15 protein-coding genes, 1 tRNA gene, 1 pseudogene and 1 riboswitch are annotated in these 18,227 nt (G+C 72.2%); of the genes and pseudogenes, 12 read left to right on the forward strand and 5 right to left on the reverse strand.

Annotated features, from left to right (window positions below; translation table 11 throughout):
* Window positions 1-60 precede the first annotated feature (60 nt).
* A complete protein-coding gene (locus ACFXHB_RS25360; RefSeq protein ID WP_380576916.1) occupies window positions 61-1,065 on the reverse strand; it encodes an ABC transporter permease in 1,005 nt (334 codons plus the stop codon).
* A 295-nt stretch (window positions 1,066-1,360) separates the two neighbouring features.
* Window positions 1,361-1,457, forward strand: a riboswitch (ZMP/ZTP riboswitch).
* Between the two features lie 29 nt (window positions 1,458-1,486).
* On the opposite strand from ACFXHB_RS25360, the gene ACFXHB_RS25365 reads away from it, so the two are divergent.
* The gene (locus tag ACFXHB_RS25365) at window positions 1,487-3,007 is read left to right on the forward strand and encodes a glycine hydroxymethyltransferase (protein WP_380576917.1); all 1,521 of its coding nucleotides are present in this window, start codon (window positions 1,487-1,489) and stop codon (window positions 3,005-3,007) included.
* Window positions 3,008-3,072: 65 nt separating this feature from the next.
* Here ACFXHB_RS25365 and ACFXHB_RS25370 read toward each other — a convergent pair whose 3' ends face one another.
* Entirely contained in the window at window positions 3,073-4,512 is a 1,440-nt protein-coding gene (locus ACFXHB_RS25370) for an aldehyde dehydrogenase family protein (RefSeq protein WP_380576918.1), read from the reverse strand.
* A 646-nt stretch (window positions 4,513-5,158) separates the two neighbouring features.
* Here ACFXHB_RS25370 and ACFXHB_RS25375 point away from each other — a divergent pair.
* A complete protein-coding gene (locus tag ACFXHB_RS25375) occupies window positions 5,159-6,148 on the forward strand; it encodes a class I SAM-dependent methyltransferase (RefSeq protein ID WP_380576919.1) in 990 nt (329 codons plus the stop codon).
* 113 nt (window positions 6,149-6,261) lie between these two features.
* Here ACFXHB_RS25375 and ACFXHB_RS25380 read toward each other — a convergent pair whose 3' ends face one another.
* On the reverse strand, window positions 6,262-7,935 hold the full coding sequence (locus ACFXHB_RS25380) for an APC family permease (RefSeq protein WP_380576920.1): 1,674 nt from the start codon (window positions 7,933-7,935) through the stop codon (window positions 6,262-6,264).
* A 342-nt stretch (window positions 7,936-8,277) separates the two neighbouring features.
* Window positions 8,278-8,362, reverse strand: a tRNA-Leu gene (locus ACFXHB_RS25385).
* A gap of 534 nt (window positions 8,363-8,896) precedes the next feature.
* Between ACFXHB_RS25385 and ACFXHB_RS25390 the strand changes: the two genes are divergently transcribed.
* Window positions 8,897-9,364, forward strand: coding sequence for an ATP-binding protein (locus tag ACFXHB_RS25390; protein ID WP_380576955.1), 468 nt, complete (start codon window positions 8,897-8,899; stop codon window positions 9,362-9,364).
* Window positions 9,365-9,372: 8 nt separating this feature from the next.
* Here ACFXHB_RS25390 and idi read toward each other — a convergent pair whose 3' ends face one another.
* Window positions 9,373-10,026 carry an isopentenyl-diphosphate Delta-isomerase gene (gene idi / locus ACFXHB_RS25395; protein WP_380576921.1) on the reverse strand — a complete coding sequence of 218 codons (654 nt, stop codon included), beginning with the start codon at window positions 10,024-10,026 and terminating at the stop codon, window positions 9,373-9,375.
* A gap of 132 nt (window positions 10,027-10,158) precedes the next feature.
* On the opposite strand from idi, the pseudogene ACFXHB_RS25400 reads away from it, so the two are divergent.
* From ACFXHB_RS25400 to hpnD, 9 genes and pseudogenes are all read left to right on the forward strand, one after another.
* A pseudogene (locus ACFXHB_RS25400) lies at window positions 10,159-10,371 on the forward strand (hypothetical protein); the annotation flags it as partial.
* Between the two features lie 121 nt (window positions 10,372-10,492).
* Complete coding sequence (locus ACFXHB_RS25405) at window positions 10,493-11,248, forward strand: sugar phosphate nucleotidyltransferase (protein WP_380576922.1); 756 nt, start codon at window positions 10,493-10,495, stop codon at window positions 11,246-11,248.
* Window positions 11,236-12,297: an iron-containing alcohol dehydrogenase family protein gene (locus ACFXHB_RS25410; protein WP_380576923.1), complete on the forward strand. Its 1,062-nt coding sequence runs from the start codon at window positions 11,236-11,238 to the stop codon at window positions 12,295-12,297. Before ACFXHB_RS25405 ends, ACFXHB_RS25410 begins: the two co-directional genes overlap by 13 nt.
* A 91-nt stretch (window positions 12,298-12,388) precedes the next feature.
* The gene (locus ACFXHB_RS25415) at window positions 12,389-13,126 is read left to right on the forward strand and encodes a CDP-alcohol phosphatidyltransferase family protein (RefSeq protein WP_380576956.1); all 738 of its coding nucleotides are present in this window, start codon (window positions 12,389-12,391) and stop codon (window positions 13,124-13,126) included.
* Window positions 13,127-13,194: 68 nt separating this feature from the next.
* Complete coding sequence (locus ACFXHB_RS25420; RefSeq protein ID WP_380576957.1) at window positions 13,195-14,040, forward strand: glycosyltransferase family 2 protein; 846 nt, start codon at window positions 13,195-13,197, stop codon at window positions 14,038-14,040.
* Between the two features lie 193 nt (window positions 14,041-14,233).
* A complete protein-coding gene (locus ACFXHB_RS25425) occupies window positions 14,234-15,175 on the forward strand; it encodes an ABC transporter permease (RefSeq protein ID WP_380576924.1) in 942 nt (313 codons plus the stop codon).
* The gene (locus ACFXHB_RS25430; RefSeq protein WP_380576925.1) at window positions 15,168-15,977 is read left to right on the forward strand and encodes an ABC transporter ATP-binding protein; all 810 of its coding nucleotides are present in this window, start codon (window positions 15,168-15,170) and stop codon (window positions 15,975-15,977) included. Before ACFXHB_RS25425 ends, ACFXHB_RS25430 begins: the two co-directional genes overlap by 8 nt.
* 344 nt (window positions 15,978-16,321) lie before the next feature.
* Entirely contained in the window at window positions 16,322-17,269 is a 948-nt protein-coding gene (gene hpnC, locus ACFXHB_RS25435; RefSeq protein WP_380576958.1) for a squalene synthase HpnC, read from the forward strand.
* 41 nt (window positions 17,270-17,310) lie between these two features.
* The gene (hpnD, locus tag ACFXHB_RS25440) at window positions 17,311-18,168 is read left to right on the forward strand and encodes a presqualene diphosphate synthase HpnD (protein ID WP_380576959.1); all 858 of its coding nucleotides are present in this window, start codon (window positions 17,311-17,313) and stop codon (window positions 18,166-18,168) included.
* The last annotated feature ends 59 nt before the right edge of the window (window positions 18,169-18,227 follow it).

Below are 18,227 nucleotides of genomic sequence, written 5' to 3' on the forward strand. Positions count from 1 at the left end.
GCCGGGGTCACGCTCCGGCGGACGGCCGTGCCCGGGTGGTGGCGTCGCCCGGGGGGGGTCTCAGCGCACGGCGCGTGGGTCGAGCGCGTCCCGGACGGCGTCGCCGAGCAGGTTGAAGGCGAGCACGAAGAGCAGCAGCGCCACACCGGGGAAGAACATGTACGTCGGGTCGGCCTGGAAGACCTCGGAGCCCCGGGCGATCATCCGTCCCCAGTCCGGGATCGGCTCGTTGATCCCGACGCCGAGGAAGGACAGCACCGCCTCGGAGGCGACGAAGGCCGGCACCGCCATCGTGGTGTGCACCAGGAGCTGCGCCCGGACATTCGGCAGGAGTTCACGGAACACGATATGGAATCCGCTCGCGCCGAGGGCCCGCGCGGACTGCACGAAATCCCTTTCCCGAAGTGACCGGACGGAGGCCCGCAGGGAAAGCGCGAGCGGAATCCAGCCGAACGCGGAGAACACCAGGATCAGGACCAGGAACTGCATCCACTCCGGTTCCGCGGTGCCGGGATCGACCAGCCGGGACTGGATGACGGGGCTGAGCGCGAGCAGCAGGAGCAGCGTCGGAAAGGCCAGTAGGACATGGGAGAGGAAGCCGAAGAGCCGGTCCGTGACCCCGCCCAGGTAGCCGACCGCGACGCCGACCAGCACCCCGAGCGTGGTGGTGACGGCGGCCGCGGCGAAGGCGATCAGCAGGGAGGTGCGGATGCCGTACAGGAGTTGGGTGAGCACGTCGCGGCCGAGGCCGGGCTCCAGGCCGAACCAGAAGTCGCCCGAGATCCCGCCGTTCGGCGCCATCGGCAGCCCGCCGTCGCTGAGCAGGCCGGGCAGGTTCTGGCCGTAGTGCTCGACCGGGTTCCTGCCGTACAGGGCGGCGATCAGCGGAGCGGCGAGCGCGAGCAGCAGGAAGAGCAGGACGACCACGAGGGCGGCGGTGCCGACCCGGTCGCGGCAGATCCGGCGGAGCAGGCCCTGCGGGGCGGGCGCGGCGGCGGGCGTCCCGTCCGCGGACACCTCGGCGTCGGCCCCGGGGGGCTCGGTGACTGTCTCTACCGCTGGCATGAGAGGCGTACTCCCCGAATTCTCCGCCGCCCCGTGGGTGAGGGTGCGCTGGTGTGCATTTCCGGCCCGGCCCGCGGGGGTTTCCCGGTGACCTGACGAACGCCATCAGATCGGACCTCGGCGGACTTCCGCAAATCATTCCCGGCGGAGTTCGGGTGCCATGTTTCGTGGAATGTGACGGCTTCATTCCGCTGCAATACTGCCGTTGCAGGAGAACGGGCATATCATGACAAAAGCTTCAGTCCGTCCCGCATTCTGAGATCTCCGCCACACCCGTGGGCACATTGGTACGATCCCGGTGAGCCGCGACTGGCGCGCACGGATGGAATCGACCATCGGGAAGCGGCTCCGTGCACCCGCACGCCAAGTTGCCGAGCGCCTGGGCCGTCCGTACTCGTCCGTCCGTCACGAGGAGACCGCCTTGGCCACCCCTGCCACGCCCACCGGCCCCGCCGCCCCGCACGACGCCGCGCCGCACACCGCCGCGCCGCACACCGCCGCGAGCGGCACCGCCAACACCGCCTTCCGCAGCGCGCTCGACGTCGTCCGCGAGGTGGAGCCCCGGATCGCCGCCGCCATCGGCCAGGAGATCGAGGACCAGCGCGCCTCGCTCAAGCTCATCGCCAGCGAGAACTACGCCTCCCCGGCCGTCCTGCTCGCGATGGGCAACTGGCTCAGCGACAAGTACGCCGAGGGCACCGCGGGCCGCCGCTTCTACGCCGGCTGCCGCAACGTCGACACCGTCGAGACGATCGCCGCCGAGCACGCCCGCGCGCTCTTCGGCGCCGACCACGCCTACGTCCAGCCGCACTCCGGCATCGACGCCAACCTGACCGCCTTCTGGGCCGTCCTCTCCCAGCGCGTCGAGAGCCCCGCCCTGAAGCGCGCCGAGGTCCGCAACGTCAACGACCTCACCGAGCAGGACTGGGCCGAGCTGCGCCGCGAGCTCGGGAACCAGCGGATGCTCGGCATGTCCCTCGACACCGGCGGCCACCTCACCCACGGCTTCCGGCCGAACATCTCCGGCAAGATGTTCGAGCAGCGCAGCTACGGCACCGACCCGGTCACCGGCCTGATCGACTACGACGCGCTGCGCGCCACCGCCCGCGAGTTCCGCCCGCTGATCCTGGTGGCCGGCTACTCCGCGTACCCGCGGCTGGTCAACTTCCGCCTGATGCGCGAGATCGCGGACGAGGTCGGCGCGACCCTGATGGTCGACATGGCGCACTTCGCCGGCCTGGTCGCGGGCAAGGTCCTCACCGGCGACCACGACCCGGTCCCGCACGCCCACATCGTCACCACCACCACCCACAAGTCGCTGCGCGGCCCGCGCGGTGGCATGGTGCTCTGCACCGCCGAGCTGGCCGAGCACGTCGACCGGGGCTGCCCGCTGGTGCTCGGCGGTCCGCTCTCGCACGTGATGGCCGCCAAGGCGGTCGCCTTCGCCGAGGCCCGTCGTCCCGAGTTCCGGACGTACGCCCGGCGCGTGGTGGACAACGCGCAGGCCCTCGCCGAGGGTCTGCTGCGCCGCGGCGGCACGCTGGTCACCGGCGGCACCGACAACCACCTGGTGCTCGCGGACGTCTCCGGCTACGGCCTGACCGGCCGTCAGGCCGAGGCGGCGCTGCTGGACTCGGGCATCGTCACCAACCGCAACTCCGTCCCGCGCGACCCGAACGGCGCCTGGTACACCTCCGGTGTCCGGCTCGGCACTCCCGCGCTGACCACCCGGGGCCTGGGCACCGGCGAGATGGACGAGATCGCCGCCCTGATCGACACCGTCCTGCGCGGGACCACCCCCGTCGCCACCTCGGCCGGCGCCCCCTCCAAGGCCCAGTACACCCTGGACGACACCCTCCGCGAGGGGGTCGTCAAGCGCGCCGCCGACCTGCTCGCGGGCTTCCCCCTCTACCCGGGCGTCGACCTGGTCCGACCGGCCTGACCCCCGCGCGGCCGACCCCCAAGGGGGACCGGTACCGCCGGTCCCCCTCGGGGGTCACCGCCGCCTCAGTACTGCAGCGACTTGTGCTGCAGGAACTCCTCCAGGCCGTGCCGGCCGAGCTCACGGCCGAGGCCCGAGTTCTTGTAGCCGCCGAAGGGGGCCAGCGGGTTGAAGCGGCCGCCGTTGAGGTCGACCTGGCCGGTGTCGAGGCGGCGGGCGAAGGCGGCCGCGGTGGCCGTGTCCGCCGCCCAGACGCCGCCGGCCAGACCGTACTCGGTGCCGTTGGCCAGTTCCGCGGCGTGCTCCTCGTCCCGGTAGGCCAGGACGGCCAGGACCGGTCCGAAGACCTCCTCCTGGGCCACCGTCATGTCGTTGGTGACGTCGGCGAGGATGGTCGGCAGCACGTAGAAGCCGGTCTCCAGGCCCGCCGGGGCGTCCGCGCCGCCGACGACCAGGCGGGCGCCCTCGGCGAGCGCGCCGGTGATGTAGCCGCGCACCCGCTCGCGCTGCCGGGCACTGACCACCGGGCCGATCCGGGTCCGCGGATCGGCCGGGTCGCCGGGCACGTACTTGGCGGCCGCCTTCGCGGCCAGCGCCACCGCCTCCTCGTACTGGTCCTGGTGCACCAGCAGTCTGGTCCAGGCACTGCACGTCTGGCCGGAGTTGGCGAAGACGTTGGCGATGTTGACGTTGACCGCGCGGGCCAGGTCGGCGCCGGGCAGCACCACGTTGGCCGACTTGCCGCCCAACTCCAGTGCCACCCGCTTGATGCCCCGCCCGGCGGTCTCGGCGACGGTCCGGCCGACGGCGGTGGAGCCGGTGAACGAGACCACGTCCACCTCCGGGTGCCCGACCAGCGCCGTACCGGCCGCCGCACCGGTGCCGGTCACCAGGTTGAACACGCCGGCGGGGAAGCCCGCCTCGTCGACCAGCCGCGCGAACAGCCGGGCGACCAGCGGGGTGTCCTCGGCGGGCTTGAGGACCACCGGGCAGCCGGCGGCCAGGGCCGGCACCACCTTGGCCACGATCTGGTGCAGCGGGTAGTTCCACGGCGTGATCGCCGCGACCACCCCGGCCGGCTCGGCGAGCACCACCGAGTTGCCGATCCGCTCCTCGAAGGGGTAGTCGGCGAGCAGGGCGAGGTACGAACCGGCGACGGCGACCGGCAGGCCCGCGTGCACGGCGGTCGCGAAGCCGACGGGCGCGCCCAACTCGGCGACCACGGTGGCGGCGATCTCCTCCTGGCACCCGGCCAGGCCGTCCCGCAGCCGGGTGAGCGGCCCCAGCCGCTCCTCGCGGGAGGTGGCGGCCCAACCGCGGGCCGCCCGGCGGGCGGCGGCCACGGCGGCGGCCACGTCGGCCGTGCCGCCGGCGGGGACGGTGGCGAGCACCTGCTCGGTCGCCGGGTTCAGCACCGGAATCGACCCGGCGTCCAGGGAGGGCCGCCATTCGCCGTCGATGTACTGGTCGCCGTACTGGGTGCTGTGCTCAGCGTCCTGCTGCACCGGGTGGTCCTCTCGTCTGATCGTCCGTCGAAGGAGCGTCGCTAGTCAGAGGGCCAGTCAAGGGTGCCCGAGCGGCCCGGCGCAAGAGCCTGATCAACGCGCCCCGCACACGCGCCGGTCCACGCCCCACGCCGTACCGGTCCGCGCCCCGCACCGTGCCCGTCCGGGCCCCGCGCCGTACCCGTTCACACCGCCCGCCGCACCCCTCCGGGCACGCACCGCGGTCGGGTCACCGGGTGACCACGCAGCGCGATCCCCGGGGCGGCCGACCGCCGTCGGGTCCCCCGGGAAGATCGTTCCGGCGGATGGTGGCGCACCGGGCGCCCGCGCGGCAGTATGGACGAACCGGTGCTCCCCGTTCCGCTCTCCCCCGGCGTGCCCAGATTCACGCATTGGCCGAAAAGGTTCGTGCGATATCTCCTCAACTCCGGACAGCGGGCGGTAGATTGCGGCGCACTCCGGCGCGCGGGACTACCGTGGGCAGCGGGTTCGAGCGGCGTCCGCCCACGCCGGTCCGCAGGCTGCTCCGGAACGCGGGGCGGTGACCTCCGTCGCCGGCTCGCGCATCCCGATATCACGCGTGTCCGTACCAGAGATCGTTCCCAGTGGTCGTCCGCATCGTCCGCATCGTGTAAGGAGCAACCTCGTGACCGACGCCGCGTTGAGCGCCGAGCAGAGCCGGCCCGTCGAACCGGCCCTGCTCGATGACGTACCCGGCTGGTTCTGGGACCACGACCGGCATCTCTTCGAGTGGTTCCTCGCCCGCCAGGAGAAGGCCGGCGTCACCGGTGACCTGCTGGAGATGGGTGCCTACCTGGGGCGCAGCGCGATCGTGATCGGCGGCCACCTGCAGCCCTCGGAGACCTTCACGATCTGCGACCTGTTCGACTCGGACGCCCCGGACGACGAGAACGCCGCCGAGATGTCGATGTCCTACCGGAAGTCGCTGACCCGGACGGCGTTCGAGTCCAACTACCTCTCCTTCCACGACAAGCTGCCGGAGATCATCCAGGCGCCCACCTCGGTGCTCGACGGCGGCCGCATCCCGGCCGGCGCGTTCCGCTTCGTCCACATCGACGCCTCGCACCTGTACGAGCACGTGGTGGGCGACCTCCGGGTGGCCCGGGCGGCGCTGCAGCCGCAGGGCGTGGTGGCGCTGGACGACTACCGCTCCGCCCACACGCCCGGCGTGGCCGCCGCCACCTGGGAGGCGGTGTTCAACCACGGCCTCACCCCGATCGTGTTGACCGAGGGCAAGTTCTACGGCACCTGGGGCGATCCCGAGCCCGCCCAGCGCGACCTGCTGGACCGGGTCGGACTGGCCGAGGGCTGCGAGCTCACCGTCGAGACGCTGAACGGCCGGCGGGTGCTGCGGATCAACGGCACCTCCGAGGGCATCGCCCCGTTCCGGCCCTCGCGCCACCGTGACCGGCTGGTCGTCGAGGCCGCCCGGCGGGAGGCCGAGCAGGCGCGGGCGGAGGCGCTGCGCGCGCAGCAGGAGGCCGACGTCGACCTCGCCGTCCGCCGCGCCCGGGCCGCCGAGCGCCGCCGCCCCGCCAACGTGGCCAAGCGGGTCGCGGGCGACCTCCTCCCGCCCGTGGTGACCTCCGCCATCCGCCGCGCCCGCCGCGGCTGACGGCCCCGGGGGCGAAGGCGTACGCGGGGGAGCGGTAGGGCGGCCGCGGAAACGCCCCAGGGGGCGCACCGATCCATCGGTGCGCCCCCTGGGGCGGGTGAGGCGGCCGCGGCTCAGACCCGGGTCCGGTCCCCGCCCTGACGGGGGACGGCGGCCTGCCCGTCCTGGGTGCTCTCGGCGGCCGCGGTCTCGGCCAGCTCGCGCTTGACGGCGTCCAGGGAGGGGTTGGCCCAGGCGCTGGCCACGCCCCAGTGGTAGAAGGCGAGCCCGATCGCGGCGACGATCAGCAGGTCCCAGCCCTCGGGGAGGTAGCCCCGGCCGCCGAAGTCGGTGCTGCCGGCCCAGGAGACGGCGGCCATCACGAACAGGTAGGCGATCATCCAGGCGCCGGCCTTGAGGTGCGGCTTGAGCTCGGCCCACGGCTTGCGCAGCTCGTACCAGGCCCAGATCGGCAGGCCGGCGGCCATCAGCAGGATGACCTTGCCGGTCAGCGGCCAGCGGGCCCAGTAGAGCACCAGCGAGCCGAAGACCATCGCCACCGGGGCGATCACCGGCATGGCGCGCAGCCGGACCGGTCGCGGCAGCTCGGGTGCGAGACGGCGCAGTGCCATCACCGCGACCGGGCCGGTGACGTAGGAGATCACGGTGGCGACCGAGACGATCTCGGCGAGCGAGCCCCAGCCGCGGAAGACGGCCAGGAAGAGGAAGGCGATCAGCAGGTTGAGCAGCAGGGCCGGCCGGGGGATGCCGGTCTTGGGGTCCACCCGGCCGAAGATCTTGGGCAGGTGGCCGTTGTCCTGCACGCCGTGGATCATGCGCGAGGTGGTGGCGGCGTAGATCATGCCGGTGCCGCTGGGGGAGACGAAGGCGTCCGCGTACAGCAGCAGGGCGAGCCAGTTGAGGCCCCAGGCGATCGAGAGGTCGGCCAGCGGGGAGGTGTAGCCGAGGCCGCTCCAGCCGTTGCCGAGGTCCGCCGTCGGGACGGCGCCCAGGAAGGCCACCTGCAGCGCGACGTAGATCACCAGGGCGATCAGGATCGAGCCGATCACGGCCTTGGGCAGCGACTTGCCGGGGTCGCGGGCCTCGCCGGCCAGGTTCAGCGGGGACTGGAACCCGTTGAACGCCCAGACGATGCCGGAGACGGCGACCGCCGTGAACACCGCGCTCCAGCCGTTCGGCGCGAAGCCGCCGTGGTCGGTGAAGTGGGCGGTGTCGAAGTGCGCGAGGAGCAGGGCGCCGGCCGTCAGCGTCGGCACGACCACCTTGAACACCGTGATCGCGGTGTTGGTCTTGGCGAACAGCGTGATCGCGAACCAGTTCAGCGCGAAGTAGCCCACCAGCAGCACGCTCGCCACGGCGACCCCGCTGACCGACAGTTCCTGTCCGTCGAACAGCCCCCGTGCCCAGCCGAAGTGCCAGGAGCTCATGTACTGCACGGAGGCGGTGGCCTCGCCCGGGATCACCGAGACGATGGCGATCCAGTTGGCCCAGGCCGCCAGGTACCCGGCGAGCGAGCCGTGCGAGTACTGCCCGTACCGCACCATCCCGCCGGCCTTGGGGAACATCGACCCGAGCTCGCTGTAGGTCAGCGCGATGGTGAGCGCGACCGCGGCCCCGATCACCCAGGCGACGATCGAGGCCGGCCCGGCGAGGCGCGCCGCGCGCTCGGCGCCGAAGAGCCAGCCGGATCCGATGATCGAGCCCAGCCCGACGGCTGTGAGGCTGATGGTGCCGAGCGAACGGCGGTAGTGCTGATGGGAAGCCGTCGTCGACTCGGGCGCGCTCAACGTTATCGGTCCTCTGTCTCCTGGGGTTCCGGACAAACGCACAGCAGACTATGGTGCGAAATAGGACGAAAACCTCAAATAAAGCTCAGATCATCCGATTGTTGCCATCTCGTGTCCGATGATCGGACACGCACGAACCCGCGGGTGGTCGGTCGGTCGCGTTCCCGTCGGTCGCGTTCCCTGTCCGCCCCGCCCCCGTGCTCCCGACACGGTTCGGGACGCGGCTGTGGCGGCGCGAGGTCGTGGCCGGCGCGAAGTCGCGGCCCACGCGAAGCCACGGTTCGGGGCAAAAAGAAATTCCCCGCGGGATCTCTCGCGAGATTCCCACGGGGAATTGTTCTGTGTCCGAGGGGGGACTTGAACCCCCACGCCCGATAAAGGGCACTAGCACCTCAAGCTAGCGCGTCTGCCATTCCGCCACCCGGACGGGGTGTGTGCTTCGGGGGCTTTTCGCTCGCCCCCTTGGCGACAGAGAGAACATTACCAGGGTTCTGGAGTGCTTCTCACCTGCGTTTCCCCGGTCGGGACCACCGGGGTGGCAGGGACGGGTCGCAGAGGTGAGCGAAGCGGTGGTTCCGGGGCGGGAAACGGTCGGACTGGGAGTGGCGTGCGGTCGGAACCGGGCGGGAGTGGTCCGACACGGGCAACTTGTCGACGGTGCGACCGTGCCGGTGGCGGCTCTCCTAGCCTCTGTGAACCGAGGGCGCCATGAGCGGAACGCCTGATTCCCGGGGTCGCGGACGAAGGGCGGCTGGACGTGGAGCAGATCAGCGAGGCGGCGGAGGCCGAGCCGAGACGGGTGGAGAACGTTCCCGGCTGCCCGGGAGCCGCACCGACCGGACTCGCGCCGAGGGGAGTCCCGCCGGCGGGAGCCGCACCGTCGGGCGCCGCCCCGGTAGGAGCCGCACCGACCGGCGGCGTGCCGGTGCCGGGAGTCCTCCCGGTGGTCGGGGTCGCGCGGCTGCCGGCGTTGCGGGCCGGACGCCCCCGCACCGGCCCGGTCGAAGGGGTGTGGCGGTTCCCGGTCCCGGCGGTGGAGGCCTCGGTGCCGCGGACCAGGCACGCGGTGCGGGACCGGCTGCTGGCCCAGGGGATGGCGGGGGTGCGCTACCAGGAGCTGGTGGACGACCTGCTGCTGATCGTCTCGGAGCTGGTGGGCAACGCGGTGACGCACGCCGCCGAGCTGTCGCCGGAGGTGACCACCGAGCTCACGGTCGGCTCGGGCTGGGTGCGGGTGTCGGTCGAGGACGGCGATCCGTACCGGCCGAAGGCCCTGGAGAGCGACGCCGGACGGACCGGCGGGCGGGGGCTGCTGCTGGTGAAGAGCGTCACCCTGCAGGCCGGCGGGGTCTGCGACGTGGAGCGGACGGGGGAGGGCGGCAAGGTGGTCTGGGCCTCGCTGCCCGTCCCCCCCGAGGACGTGCGGTAGCGGGCGGCCTACCAGTCCCGGCCGGCGATCTCGCGGATGCCGGGCAGCGCGGCCTCGAAGACGGTCTGGAACCAGACCGAGAACGGCCGGTCCTCCCGCAGCTCGCGCAGCTCCTGCGCGGACACGAAGGCGAAGTCGTCCACCTCGTCGGGGTTCGGCTCGACCGGGGCGGTGACCAGGCCGACGAACAGGTGGTTCCACTCCCGCTCGATCAGGCCGGAGGCCTCGTCCGGCAGGTCGTACCGGACGGTTCCGGCCTCGCAGAGGAGCGCCGGTGCGACGCCCAGCTCCTCGGCGGTGCGCCGGGCGGCCGCGACGAACGGCGGCTCGTCGGGGTACGGGTGGCCGCAGCAGGTGTTCGACCAGACGCCGGGGGAGTGGTACTTGCCGAGGGCGCGGCGCTGGAGCAGCAGCCGGCCCTGGCGGTCGAAGAGGAACACCGAGAAGGCGCGGTGCAGCCGGCCCGGCTGCTGGTGGGCCCAGAGCTTCTCGGCGGTGCCGGTCGTGACGCCCTCGTCGTCGACGAGCTCCAGCAGGATCTCGGCGCCCGCGGGCGCCCCGGCCGCGGCTCCGGGGTCGGCCGACACGTCGGTCTCCACGTCGAGACCGGTGTCGATCTCCGAGGTGAAGTGCGTCGGGTTGGTCGGCAGACTCTGGGGCATGAGGCCTCTTTCGGGGGCAATGGGAGCACCGGCGGCGTCCTGCCCCAGTCTGCCGTACGGGTGGCGGTCCGCAGGCGTCCCACACACAACAGGGCGGATCATGACCGTTACCGGACCATTCCTGGCATCGGAATGGGCGCCGGATTAGCAGGGGTGTTCGTGATCCGTTCGGCACGCGTTCGATTCGGTCGGTGCGCGGGGGAGAACCGACACCGCGGCCGCACCGCTCCTTCACCGCGGTCCGGCCCGGTGCCCGTCCGGGCCCCGGCCGCGTTCGGGCTGGTCGTCGCGGTCGCCTACCATCACATACGACACGGTGCCCGCATCCTCGCCGGCACCGGCGCGCCACCCCGACGGCATTGCGGCGGCGCACGGCCCGGCGGCTTGCGGCAGCGCACAGCCCGACGGCCGGTAGCGGCGCGCGGCCCGACGGACCAGCACAGCACGACGGATCAGGAGACCCCGCATGATCGGCCTCGTTCTGGCAGCCGGCGCCGGCCGCCGGCTGCGCCCGTACACCGACACCCTGCCGAAGGCGCTGGTGCCGGTCGACGGGGAGCGGACCGTCCTGGACCTCACCCTCGGCAACTTCGCCGAGGTGGGCCTGCGCGAGGCGGCGATCGTCGTCGGCTACCGCAAGGAGGCGGTCCAGGACCGCAAGGCGGCCCTGGAGCAGAAGTACGGCGTGAAGCTCACCCTGGTCGAGAACGACAAGGCGGAGGAGTGGAACAACGCCTACTCCCTCTGGTGCGCCCGCGAGCTGTTCGGCGAGGGCCTGCTGCTGGCCAACGGCGACACCGTCCACCCGGCCTCCGTGCAGCGGACCATGCTGGAGGGCAACCTGCGGCTCACCGAGGAGGGCCGTGCCCCCGGCATCCTGCTCGCCCTGGACACGGTGAAGAAGCTCGCCGACGAGGAGATGAAGGTCGTCGTCGACCCGGCCGCGGGCATGCGGCGCATCACCAAGCTGATGGACCCGGCGGAGGCGACCGGTGAGTACATCGGTCTCACCGTGATCAACCCGTCCGCCGCCGCCGATCTCACCGACGCGCTGCGCACCACCTACGAGCGCGACCCGCAGCTGTACTACGAGGACGGCTACCAGGAGATGGTCGACCGCGGCCTGCGGATCGACGTGCAGCCGATCGGCGAGGTCTCCTGGGTCGAGGTCGACAACCACGACGACCTGGCCAAGGCACGGGAGATCGCGTGCCAGTACTGACGCGGCTGGTGCCGTCGCCGGTCTTCGTCGAGATCCGCTCGGGCGCGCTGGACGCGCTCGGCGGCATCCTCGCGGACCAGCGGCTCTCCACCTCGGGCCGGATCGCGGTGGCGATCAGCAACGGCTCGGGCGCGGTGCTGCGCGAGCGCCTGGAGCCCGCCCTGCCGGGCGCCGACTGGTACAACGTCGACGACGGCAGTCTCGACAGCGCGGTGCGACTGGCGGACGCGATGCGCGGCGGCCACTACGACGCGATCGTCGGCCTCGGCGGCGGCAAGATCATCGATGCCGCCAAGTACGCGGCGGCCCGGGTCGGGCTGCCGCTGGTCGCGGTCGCCACCAACCTCGCCCACGACGGCATCTGCTCGCCGGTCTCCACCCTCGACAACGACGCCGGGCGGGGGTCCTACGGGGTCCCCGGTCCGATCGGCATCGTGGTCGACCTCGACGTGATCCGGCAGGCCCCGCCGCGCTTCGTGGCGGCGGGCATAGGCGATGTCATCTCCAACATCTCGGCCTGCGCGGACTGGGAGCTCTCCCAGGTCGAGACGGGCGAGCCGGTGGACGGACTGGCCGTGGCGATGGCCCGTTCGGCGGGCGAGAACCTCCTGCGGCACCCAGGAAACCTTCAGGATCAGGACCTCCTCACAGCGCTCGCGGAAGCCCTGGTACTGTCCGGCATCGCGATGAACATCGCCGGCAGTACCCGGCCCTCGTCGGGCGCCTGCCACGAGATCTCGCATGCCCTGGACGTGCTGTATCCCAAGCGATCCGCCCAGCACGGCGAACAGGTCGGCCTCGGGGCCGCCTTCGCCAGCTTCCTGCGGGGCGAGCGCGAGCTGACCGGTCTGATCGTGGAGCGCCTGGCGCGTCACGGCCTGCCGGTGACCGCAGCTCAGATCGGCTTCACCGAGGCGGAGTTCACCGAAGCGGTGCACTACGCTCCGAATACCCGCCCGGGCCGCTTCACCATTCTTGAGCACCTCGACCTCTCCCCATCAGCGATCAGGGACGCGTACGCCGACTATGTCCAAGCCGTCAACAGCTGACCCCGCCACGAAGGGCTCGCCCCCGGCCCCGGTGGATCTGACCCGCCGCCCCTCCGTCGAGGAACTGCGCGCGGTGATCCACCCGGAGGGCATGCTCCAGCGCCGCAGTGCGGAGCACTGGGCCGGCCGCCTCTACATGCGGCGGATCTCGCTGCGGATCACCCGCGTGCTCTCCACCGTGACGGCGATCACGCCCAACGGCCTGACCTACCTGATGATGGTCACCGGCATCCTGGCCGGGGCCGCGCTGATCATCCCCGGCCTCGCCGGCGCGATCCTCGGCGCCCTGCTCATCCAGGTCTACCTACTGCTGGACTGCGTGGACGGCGAGGTCGCCCGCTGGCGCCGGCAGACCTCGCTCACCGGCGTCTACCTGGACCGGGTCGGCCACTACATGTCCGAGGCGGCCCTGCTGACCGGCCTCGGCCTGCGCGGCTGCGACCTCTTCCACCGGGCCGGCACCACCGCCCACTGGGAGTGGGCCTTCCTCGGCACGCTGGCCGCGCTCGGCGCCATCCTGATCAAGTCCGAGACGGACCTGGTGGACGTGGCCCGGGCCCGCAGCGGTCTGACGGCGGTCGAGGACAGCGCCTCGGTGCCGCGTTCGTCCGGTGTCGCCAAGGCCCGCCGGGCGGCCTCCTTCCTCAAGTTCCACCGACTGGTGGGCGCGGTCGAGGCCTCGCTGCTCATCCTCGCCGCCGGCGTCGCGGACGCCGTGCACGGCGGGCTGTTCTTCACCCGGCTCGCGGTGGTCGTGCTGGCCGCGATCGCCATGCTGCAGACCGTGCTGCACCTGCTGAGCATCGTCCTCTCCAGCAGGCTCCGGTGAGCGCCGTGACCGGCCGGGTGCGGGCCGGCTCCGCCGACACCTTCCGGCTCGGCGCGGTCATCATCACGATGGGCAACCGCCCGGCCGAGCTGAACGCCCTGATCGAGTCGGTCCGTGCCCAGGAGGGCCCGGCCGTCGAGCTGGCCGTGGTCGCCAACGGCGCCCCGCTGCCGCCGCTCCCGGCGGACGTGCGCAGCGTCGAGCTGCCGGAGAACCTCGGCATCCCCGGCGGCCGCAACGTCGGCATCGAGCTGTTCGGCAGGGACGGCCGGGACGTCGACGCCGTCCTGTTCCTGGACGACGACGGCCGGCTGCCGGGCACCGACTCGGCCCGCCTGCTGCGCGAGGCCTTCACCGCCGATCCGGAGCTGGGCATCGTCAGCTTCCGGATCGCGGACCCCGACACCGGCGTCACCCAGCGCCGGCACGTCCCCCGGCTGCGCGCCGGCGAACCGCTGCGCTCCTCCCGGGTGACCACCTTCCTGGGCGGCGCGAGCGCCGTGCGCTGCACGGTGTTCGAGCAGGCCGGCCAGCTGCCCGCCGAGTTCTTCTACGCGCACGAGGAGACCGACCTCGCCTGGCGCGCGTTGGACGCCGGCTGGGGCATCGACTACCGGGCCGACGTGGTGCTGCACCATCCCACCACCTCGCCGGCCCGGCACGCCTCGTACTTCCACAACGTGGCCCGCAACAGGGTGTGGCTCGCCCGACGGAACCTTCCGGCCCTGTTCGTGCCTCTCTACCTGGGAACCTGGTTCCTGCTGACCCTGGCCCGCCGCCCCTCCTCGGAGGCGCTGAAGGCCTGGTGGGGCGGGTTCCGGGCGGGCTGGCGCGAACCCTGCGGTACGCGGCGGCCCATGCGATGGCGTACCGTTTGGCGACTGACCAGGCTGGGCCGACCGCCGGTCATCTGATCGTAGGTTGGGCGGCCGTGCGGTGATTTGAACCGTACGGTTCAGACGTCGTACGGTCGTCCGATCGCAGCGGCCGGTGAGCACGCACCGGCCGGACTCTCCCCCGTGATCCGAGTGGATCCCCCTCGGCGCAAGGCCGGCGGACCCCCCGCCGACCGGTCCGCCCCGACCCGATCCCGCGCGAAGGACGAATGTGTCGACAGTGAGTGAATCCGTCAGCCTCTCGGCCCCGAGGGGGGCAGACGCGGGCCTGACCCCCAAGCAGCTTGCGGACAAGTACGGTCTGGCGGTCAGCGGCAGACGGCCCGGCCTGATCACCTACTCCAAGCAGCTGTGGGCCCGGCGGCACTTCATCTGGGCCTTCGCCACCGCCCGCCTGGTGGCCCAGTACACCGACGCCAAGCTCGGCCAGCTCTGGCAGGTCGTGACCCCGCTGCTGAACTGCGCGGTGTTCTACCTGGTCTTCGGTGTGATCCTGAAGAGCAAGGACGGCTTCCCGGACGGCACCTACACCGCTTGGCTGTGCATCGGTGTCTTCGTGTTCCAGTTCACCCAGAACGCGGTGCAGTCCGGCACCCGGGCGATCTCCGACAACCTCGGGCTGATCCGCGCGCTGCACTTCCCCCGCGCCTCGCTGCCGATCGCCTTCACGGTGATCCAGCTCCAGCAGCTGCTGATCTCGATGGTCGTGCTGGTCGGCGTCGTGCTGGCCAGCGGCATCGAGCCGGGCCGCACCTGGCTGGCCGTGGTCCCGGCGCTGCTCCTGCAGTCGCTGTTCAACACCGGGGTGGCCCTGGTGATGGCCCGGATCGGTGCCAAGACCAGTGACATCTCGCAGCTCATCCCGTTCGCGATGCGGGCCTGGATGTTCCTCTCCGGCGTGATGTTCAGCATCCAGGACAAGATCAGCACCTGGCCGGAGTTCTGGCAGAAGGTGATGCAGTTCAACCCGGCCTCGGTCTACATGGACCTGGTCCGGCACGCCTTCGCGCCGGTGATCTACAACAAGCACGTCCCCCAGCACCAGGTGTTCCCGCCGCACCAGTGGACGTACGGCATCCTCTGGGCGGTCGGAATGTTCGTGATCGGATACGTCTTCTTCTGGAAGGCCGAGGAGGAGTACGGCCGTGGCTGACACCGACCTGCGAAAGGGACCGACCGTGCGGGACGCCGACGTCGCCCGCGAGCCCACCGTGGTGGTCGACGACGTGCACATCGTCTACCGGGTGCACGGCGCCGGCTCCGGCAAGGGCAGCGCGACCTCCGCGATCAGCCGCATCATCAGCCGCAAGCGCTCCGCGGGCGTGCGCGAGGTGCACGCCGTCAAGGGGATCAGCTTCACCGCGTACAAGGGTGAGGCGATCGGCCTGATCGGCTCCAACGGCTCCGGCAAGTCGACCATGCTGGCCGCCATCGCCGGCCTGCTGCCGACCGAGCGGGGCGGCATCTACACCAACGGCCAGCCCTCGCTGCTGGGCGTCAACGCGGCGCTGATGAACGAGCTCACCGGCGAGCGCAACGTCGTCCTCGGCTGCCTGGCGATGGGGATGACCCCGGCCCAGGTGCGCGAGCGCTACAACGACATCGTCGAGTTCTCGGGCATCAACGACAAGGGCGACTTCATCTCCCTGCCGATGCGCACCTACTCCTCCGGCATGGGCGCCCGTCTGCGGTTCTCCATCGCGGCGGCGAAGACCCACGACGTGCTGCTGATCGACGAGGCGCTGGCCACCGGCGACCAGGCGTTCCAGCAGCGCAGCAAGAAGCGGATCGACGAGCTGCGCGGGTCGGCCGGTACGGTCTTCCTGGTCAGCCACGACAACAGCTCGATCCGCGAGGTCTGCGAGCGGACCATCTGGATCGAGGCCGGCGAGCTGGTGATGGACGGCCCGACCGAGGAGGTCGTGAGCCGCTACGAGCGCGGCGACCGGCCGTAGCACCGCGGGGCCCGTACGGAGGGCCGGTGACCGGGGCAGCCCCGGTCACCGGCCCTCCGTCGTTCGCCGACCACCGGCCCGGTCCCCGGAGGCGGCCCCGGGGTACGCCGGGTGGCCCGCCGCTGGGCGGGTGAGCGCCCCCGCGCGCCGGGTGGGGCGCCCTTCTCCGGCGCGGCCGGTGGTGTCAGGCTGTAAGGCGCGGGGGTGGTGTGTCGGAGGTGACCCCCGATATCGGACGCGTGTCCGACTCAGGCCGGTCGTACCGAGCGGTGTAGAACGGGGGAGTGACAGCAGTGTCGGCTTCGGCCCAGCCCAGTAGTGAGTCCCGGCCCGGCGACGGGACGGTGGACGGTTCAGCGGGAGAGACGCTGGACAAGGCGAGCGCGGAGAACTTCCCGGTCGCCCCCTTCTTCCTGCCCGCCGCCTGGCGGGACGACCTGATGGCGGTCTACGGCTTCGCCCGGCTGGTCGACGACGCCGGCGACGGTGACCTGGCCGATCCGGCCGGCGCCGCCCGGCTGCTCGGGGTGGCCGAGCGGCCCCCCGTCACTCCTTCGGCCCAGTCCGGCCCGCCGGGTCCGGCGGAGGTCGCCTTCCGGCTCGCGCTGCTCGACGGGCTGGAGCGGGACCTCGACCGGGTCTTCGAGACCGCCCTGCGCCCCGGGGCCGCCGAGACCCCCCGCCACCCGCTGATGCGCGGCCTCGTCCCGCTGGTGGACCGGCACGCGCTCACCCCGGAGCCGTTCCGCCGTCTGATCGAGGCCAACCGGGTGGACCAGACCACCGCCCGCTACGCCGGCTACCAGGACCTGATCGGCTACTGCACGCTCTCCGCCGACCCGGTCGGCCGCCTGGTGCTGGCCATCGCGGGAGTCGCCACCCCCGAGCGGATCGAGCTCTCCGACGCCGTCTGCAGCGGCCTCCAGGTGGTCGAGCACATCCAGGACGTCGCCGAGGACCTCGCCCGCGGCCGGATCTACCTCCCGGCCGAGGACCTGGCCCGCTTCGGCGTCACCGAGGCGGACCTCGCCGCCCCGGCCGCCGGCCCCGCGGTGCGCGAGCTGATCGCCCACGAGGTCGACCGGGCCCGCACCCTGCTGGACCGCGGCGCGCCATTGGTAGGTACGGTTCGGGGGAGGCTTCGACTGCTCCTGGCGGGATTCACCGCCGGCGGGTACGCGGCCCTGGCGGCCGTCGAGGACGCCGGGTACGACGTGCTCGCCCAGCAGACGAAGCCGGACAAGCGCCGCCTCGCAGTGCGGGCGGCGGCCATCTTCGCGAAGGGAAGGTGAACGCCCGAGTGGCGGCATCACCACTGGCGTCGGCGCAGGTCATGGCGGCGTACCGCTACTGCGAGGCAGTCACCGGACTGCAGGCCCGCAACTTCAGCTACGGCATCCGCCTGCTGCCGGAGCCGAAGCGGCTGGCCATGTCTGCCCTCTACGCCCTGGCGCGGCGGGTCGACGACATCGGCGACGGCGAGCTCCCCGCCGATCGCAAGGCCGAGGCGCTGCTGCGCACGCGCGAGCTGCTGGACGAGATCCGGGCCGGCTCGGTCGCGGAGGACGACACCGACCCGATCAAGGTCGCGCTGGCGGACACCGCCCGGCGGTTCCCGATCCCGCTCGGCGGCTTCGACGAACTGATCGACGGCGTCGAGATGGACCTCAAGGGCGCCGAGTACCAGACGTACGAGGAGCTCAAGGTCTACTGCCGCTGCGTCGCCGGCGCGATCGGCCGGCTCTCGCTCGGCGTGTACGGCTGCGACGACCCCGAGCGCGGGGCCCGCTACGCCGACACCCTGGGCCTGGCCCTCCAGCTCACCAACATCCTGCGCGACCTGCGCGAGGACGCCCTCAACGGCCGCACCTATCTGCCCGCCGAGGACCTCGCCCGGTTCGGCTGCGAGCAGGGCTTCGCGCTGCCCCGGCCGGCGGTCGGCGCCGACTTCACCGGCCTGGTGGCCTTCGAGGCCGCCCGGGCCCAGGCGGCCTTCGAGGAGGGCCTGCGGCTGCTGCCGATGCTCGACCGCCGCAGCCGGGCCTGCACCGCGGCGATGGCCGGGATCTACCACCGGCTGCTCGGCCGGATCGCGGCCGACCCGGAGTCGGTCCTGCGCGGCCGGGTCTCGCTGCCGGGCTGGGAGAAGGCGTACGTGGCGCTTTCCGGGCTCGCCGGGGGGCGTTCTTGATTCTCGCCGCAGTTCTGTCACGCTGTGTCAGCGGGGAATCACTTATGGGTAGAGCCGTG

It is taken from the genome of Kitasatospora sp. NPDC059327, assembly GCF_042752535.1.
Taxonomy (GTDB): domain Bacteria; phylum Actinomycetota; class Actinomycetes; order Streptomycetales; family Streptomycetaceae; genus Kitasatospora.

Excerpts from the sequence above, each read along its gene's own strand:
- idi (WP_380576921.1), bottom strand. The coding sequence starts at position 10,026 with ATGCCCCAGAGTCTGCCGACCAACCCGACGCACTTCACCTCGGAGATC.
- hpnD (WP_380576959.1), top strand. The coding sequence starts at position 17,311 with ATGGCGGCGTACCGCTACTGCGAGGCAGTCACCGGACTGCAGGCCCGC.
- ACFXHB_RS25405 (WP_380576922.1), top strand. The coding sequence starts at position 10,493 with ATGATCGGCCTCGTTCTGGCAGCCGGCGCCGGCCGCCGGCTGCGCCCG.
- ACFXHB_RS25360 (WP_380576916.1), bottom strand. The coding sequence starts at position 1,065 with ATGCCAGCGGTAGAGACAGTCACCGAGCCCCCCGGGGCCGACGCCGAG.
- ACFXHB_RS25415 (WP_380576956.1), top strand. The coding sequence starts at position 12,389 with ATGCTCCAGCGCCGCAGTGCGGAGCACTGGGCCGGCCGCCTCTACATG.
- ACFXHB_RS25420 (WP_380576957.1), top strand. The coding sequence starts at position 13,195 with ATGGGCAACCGCCCGGCCGAGCTGAACGCCCTGATCGAGTCGGTCCGT.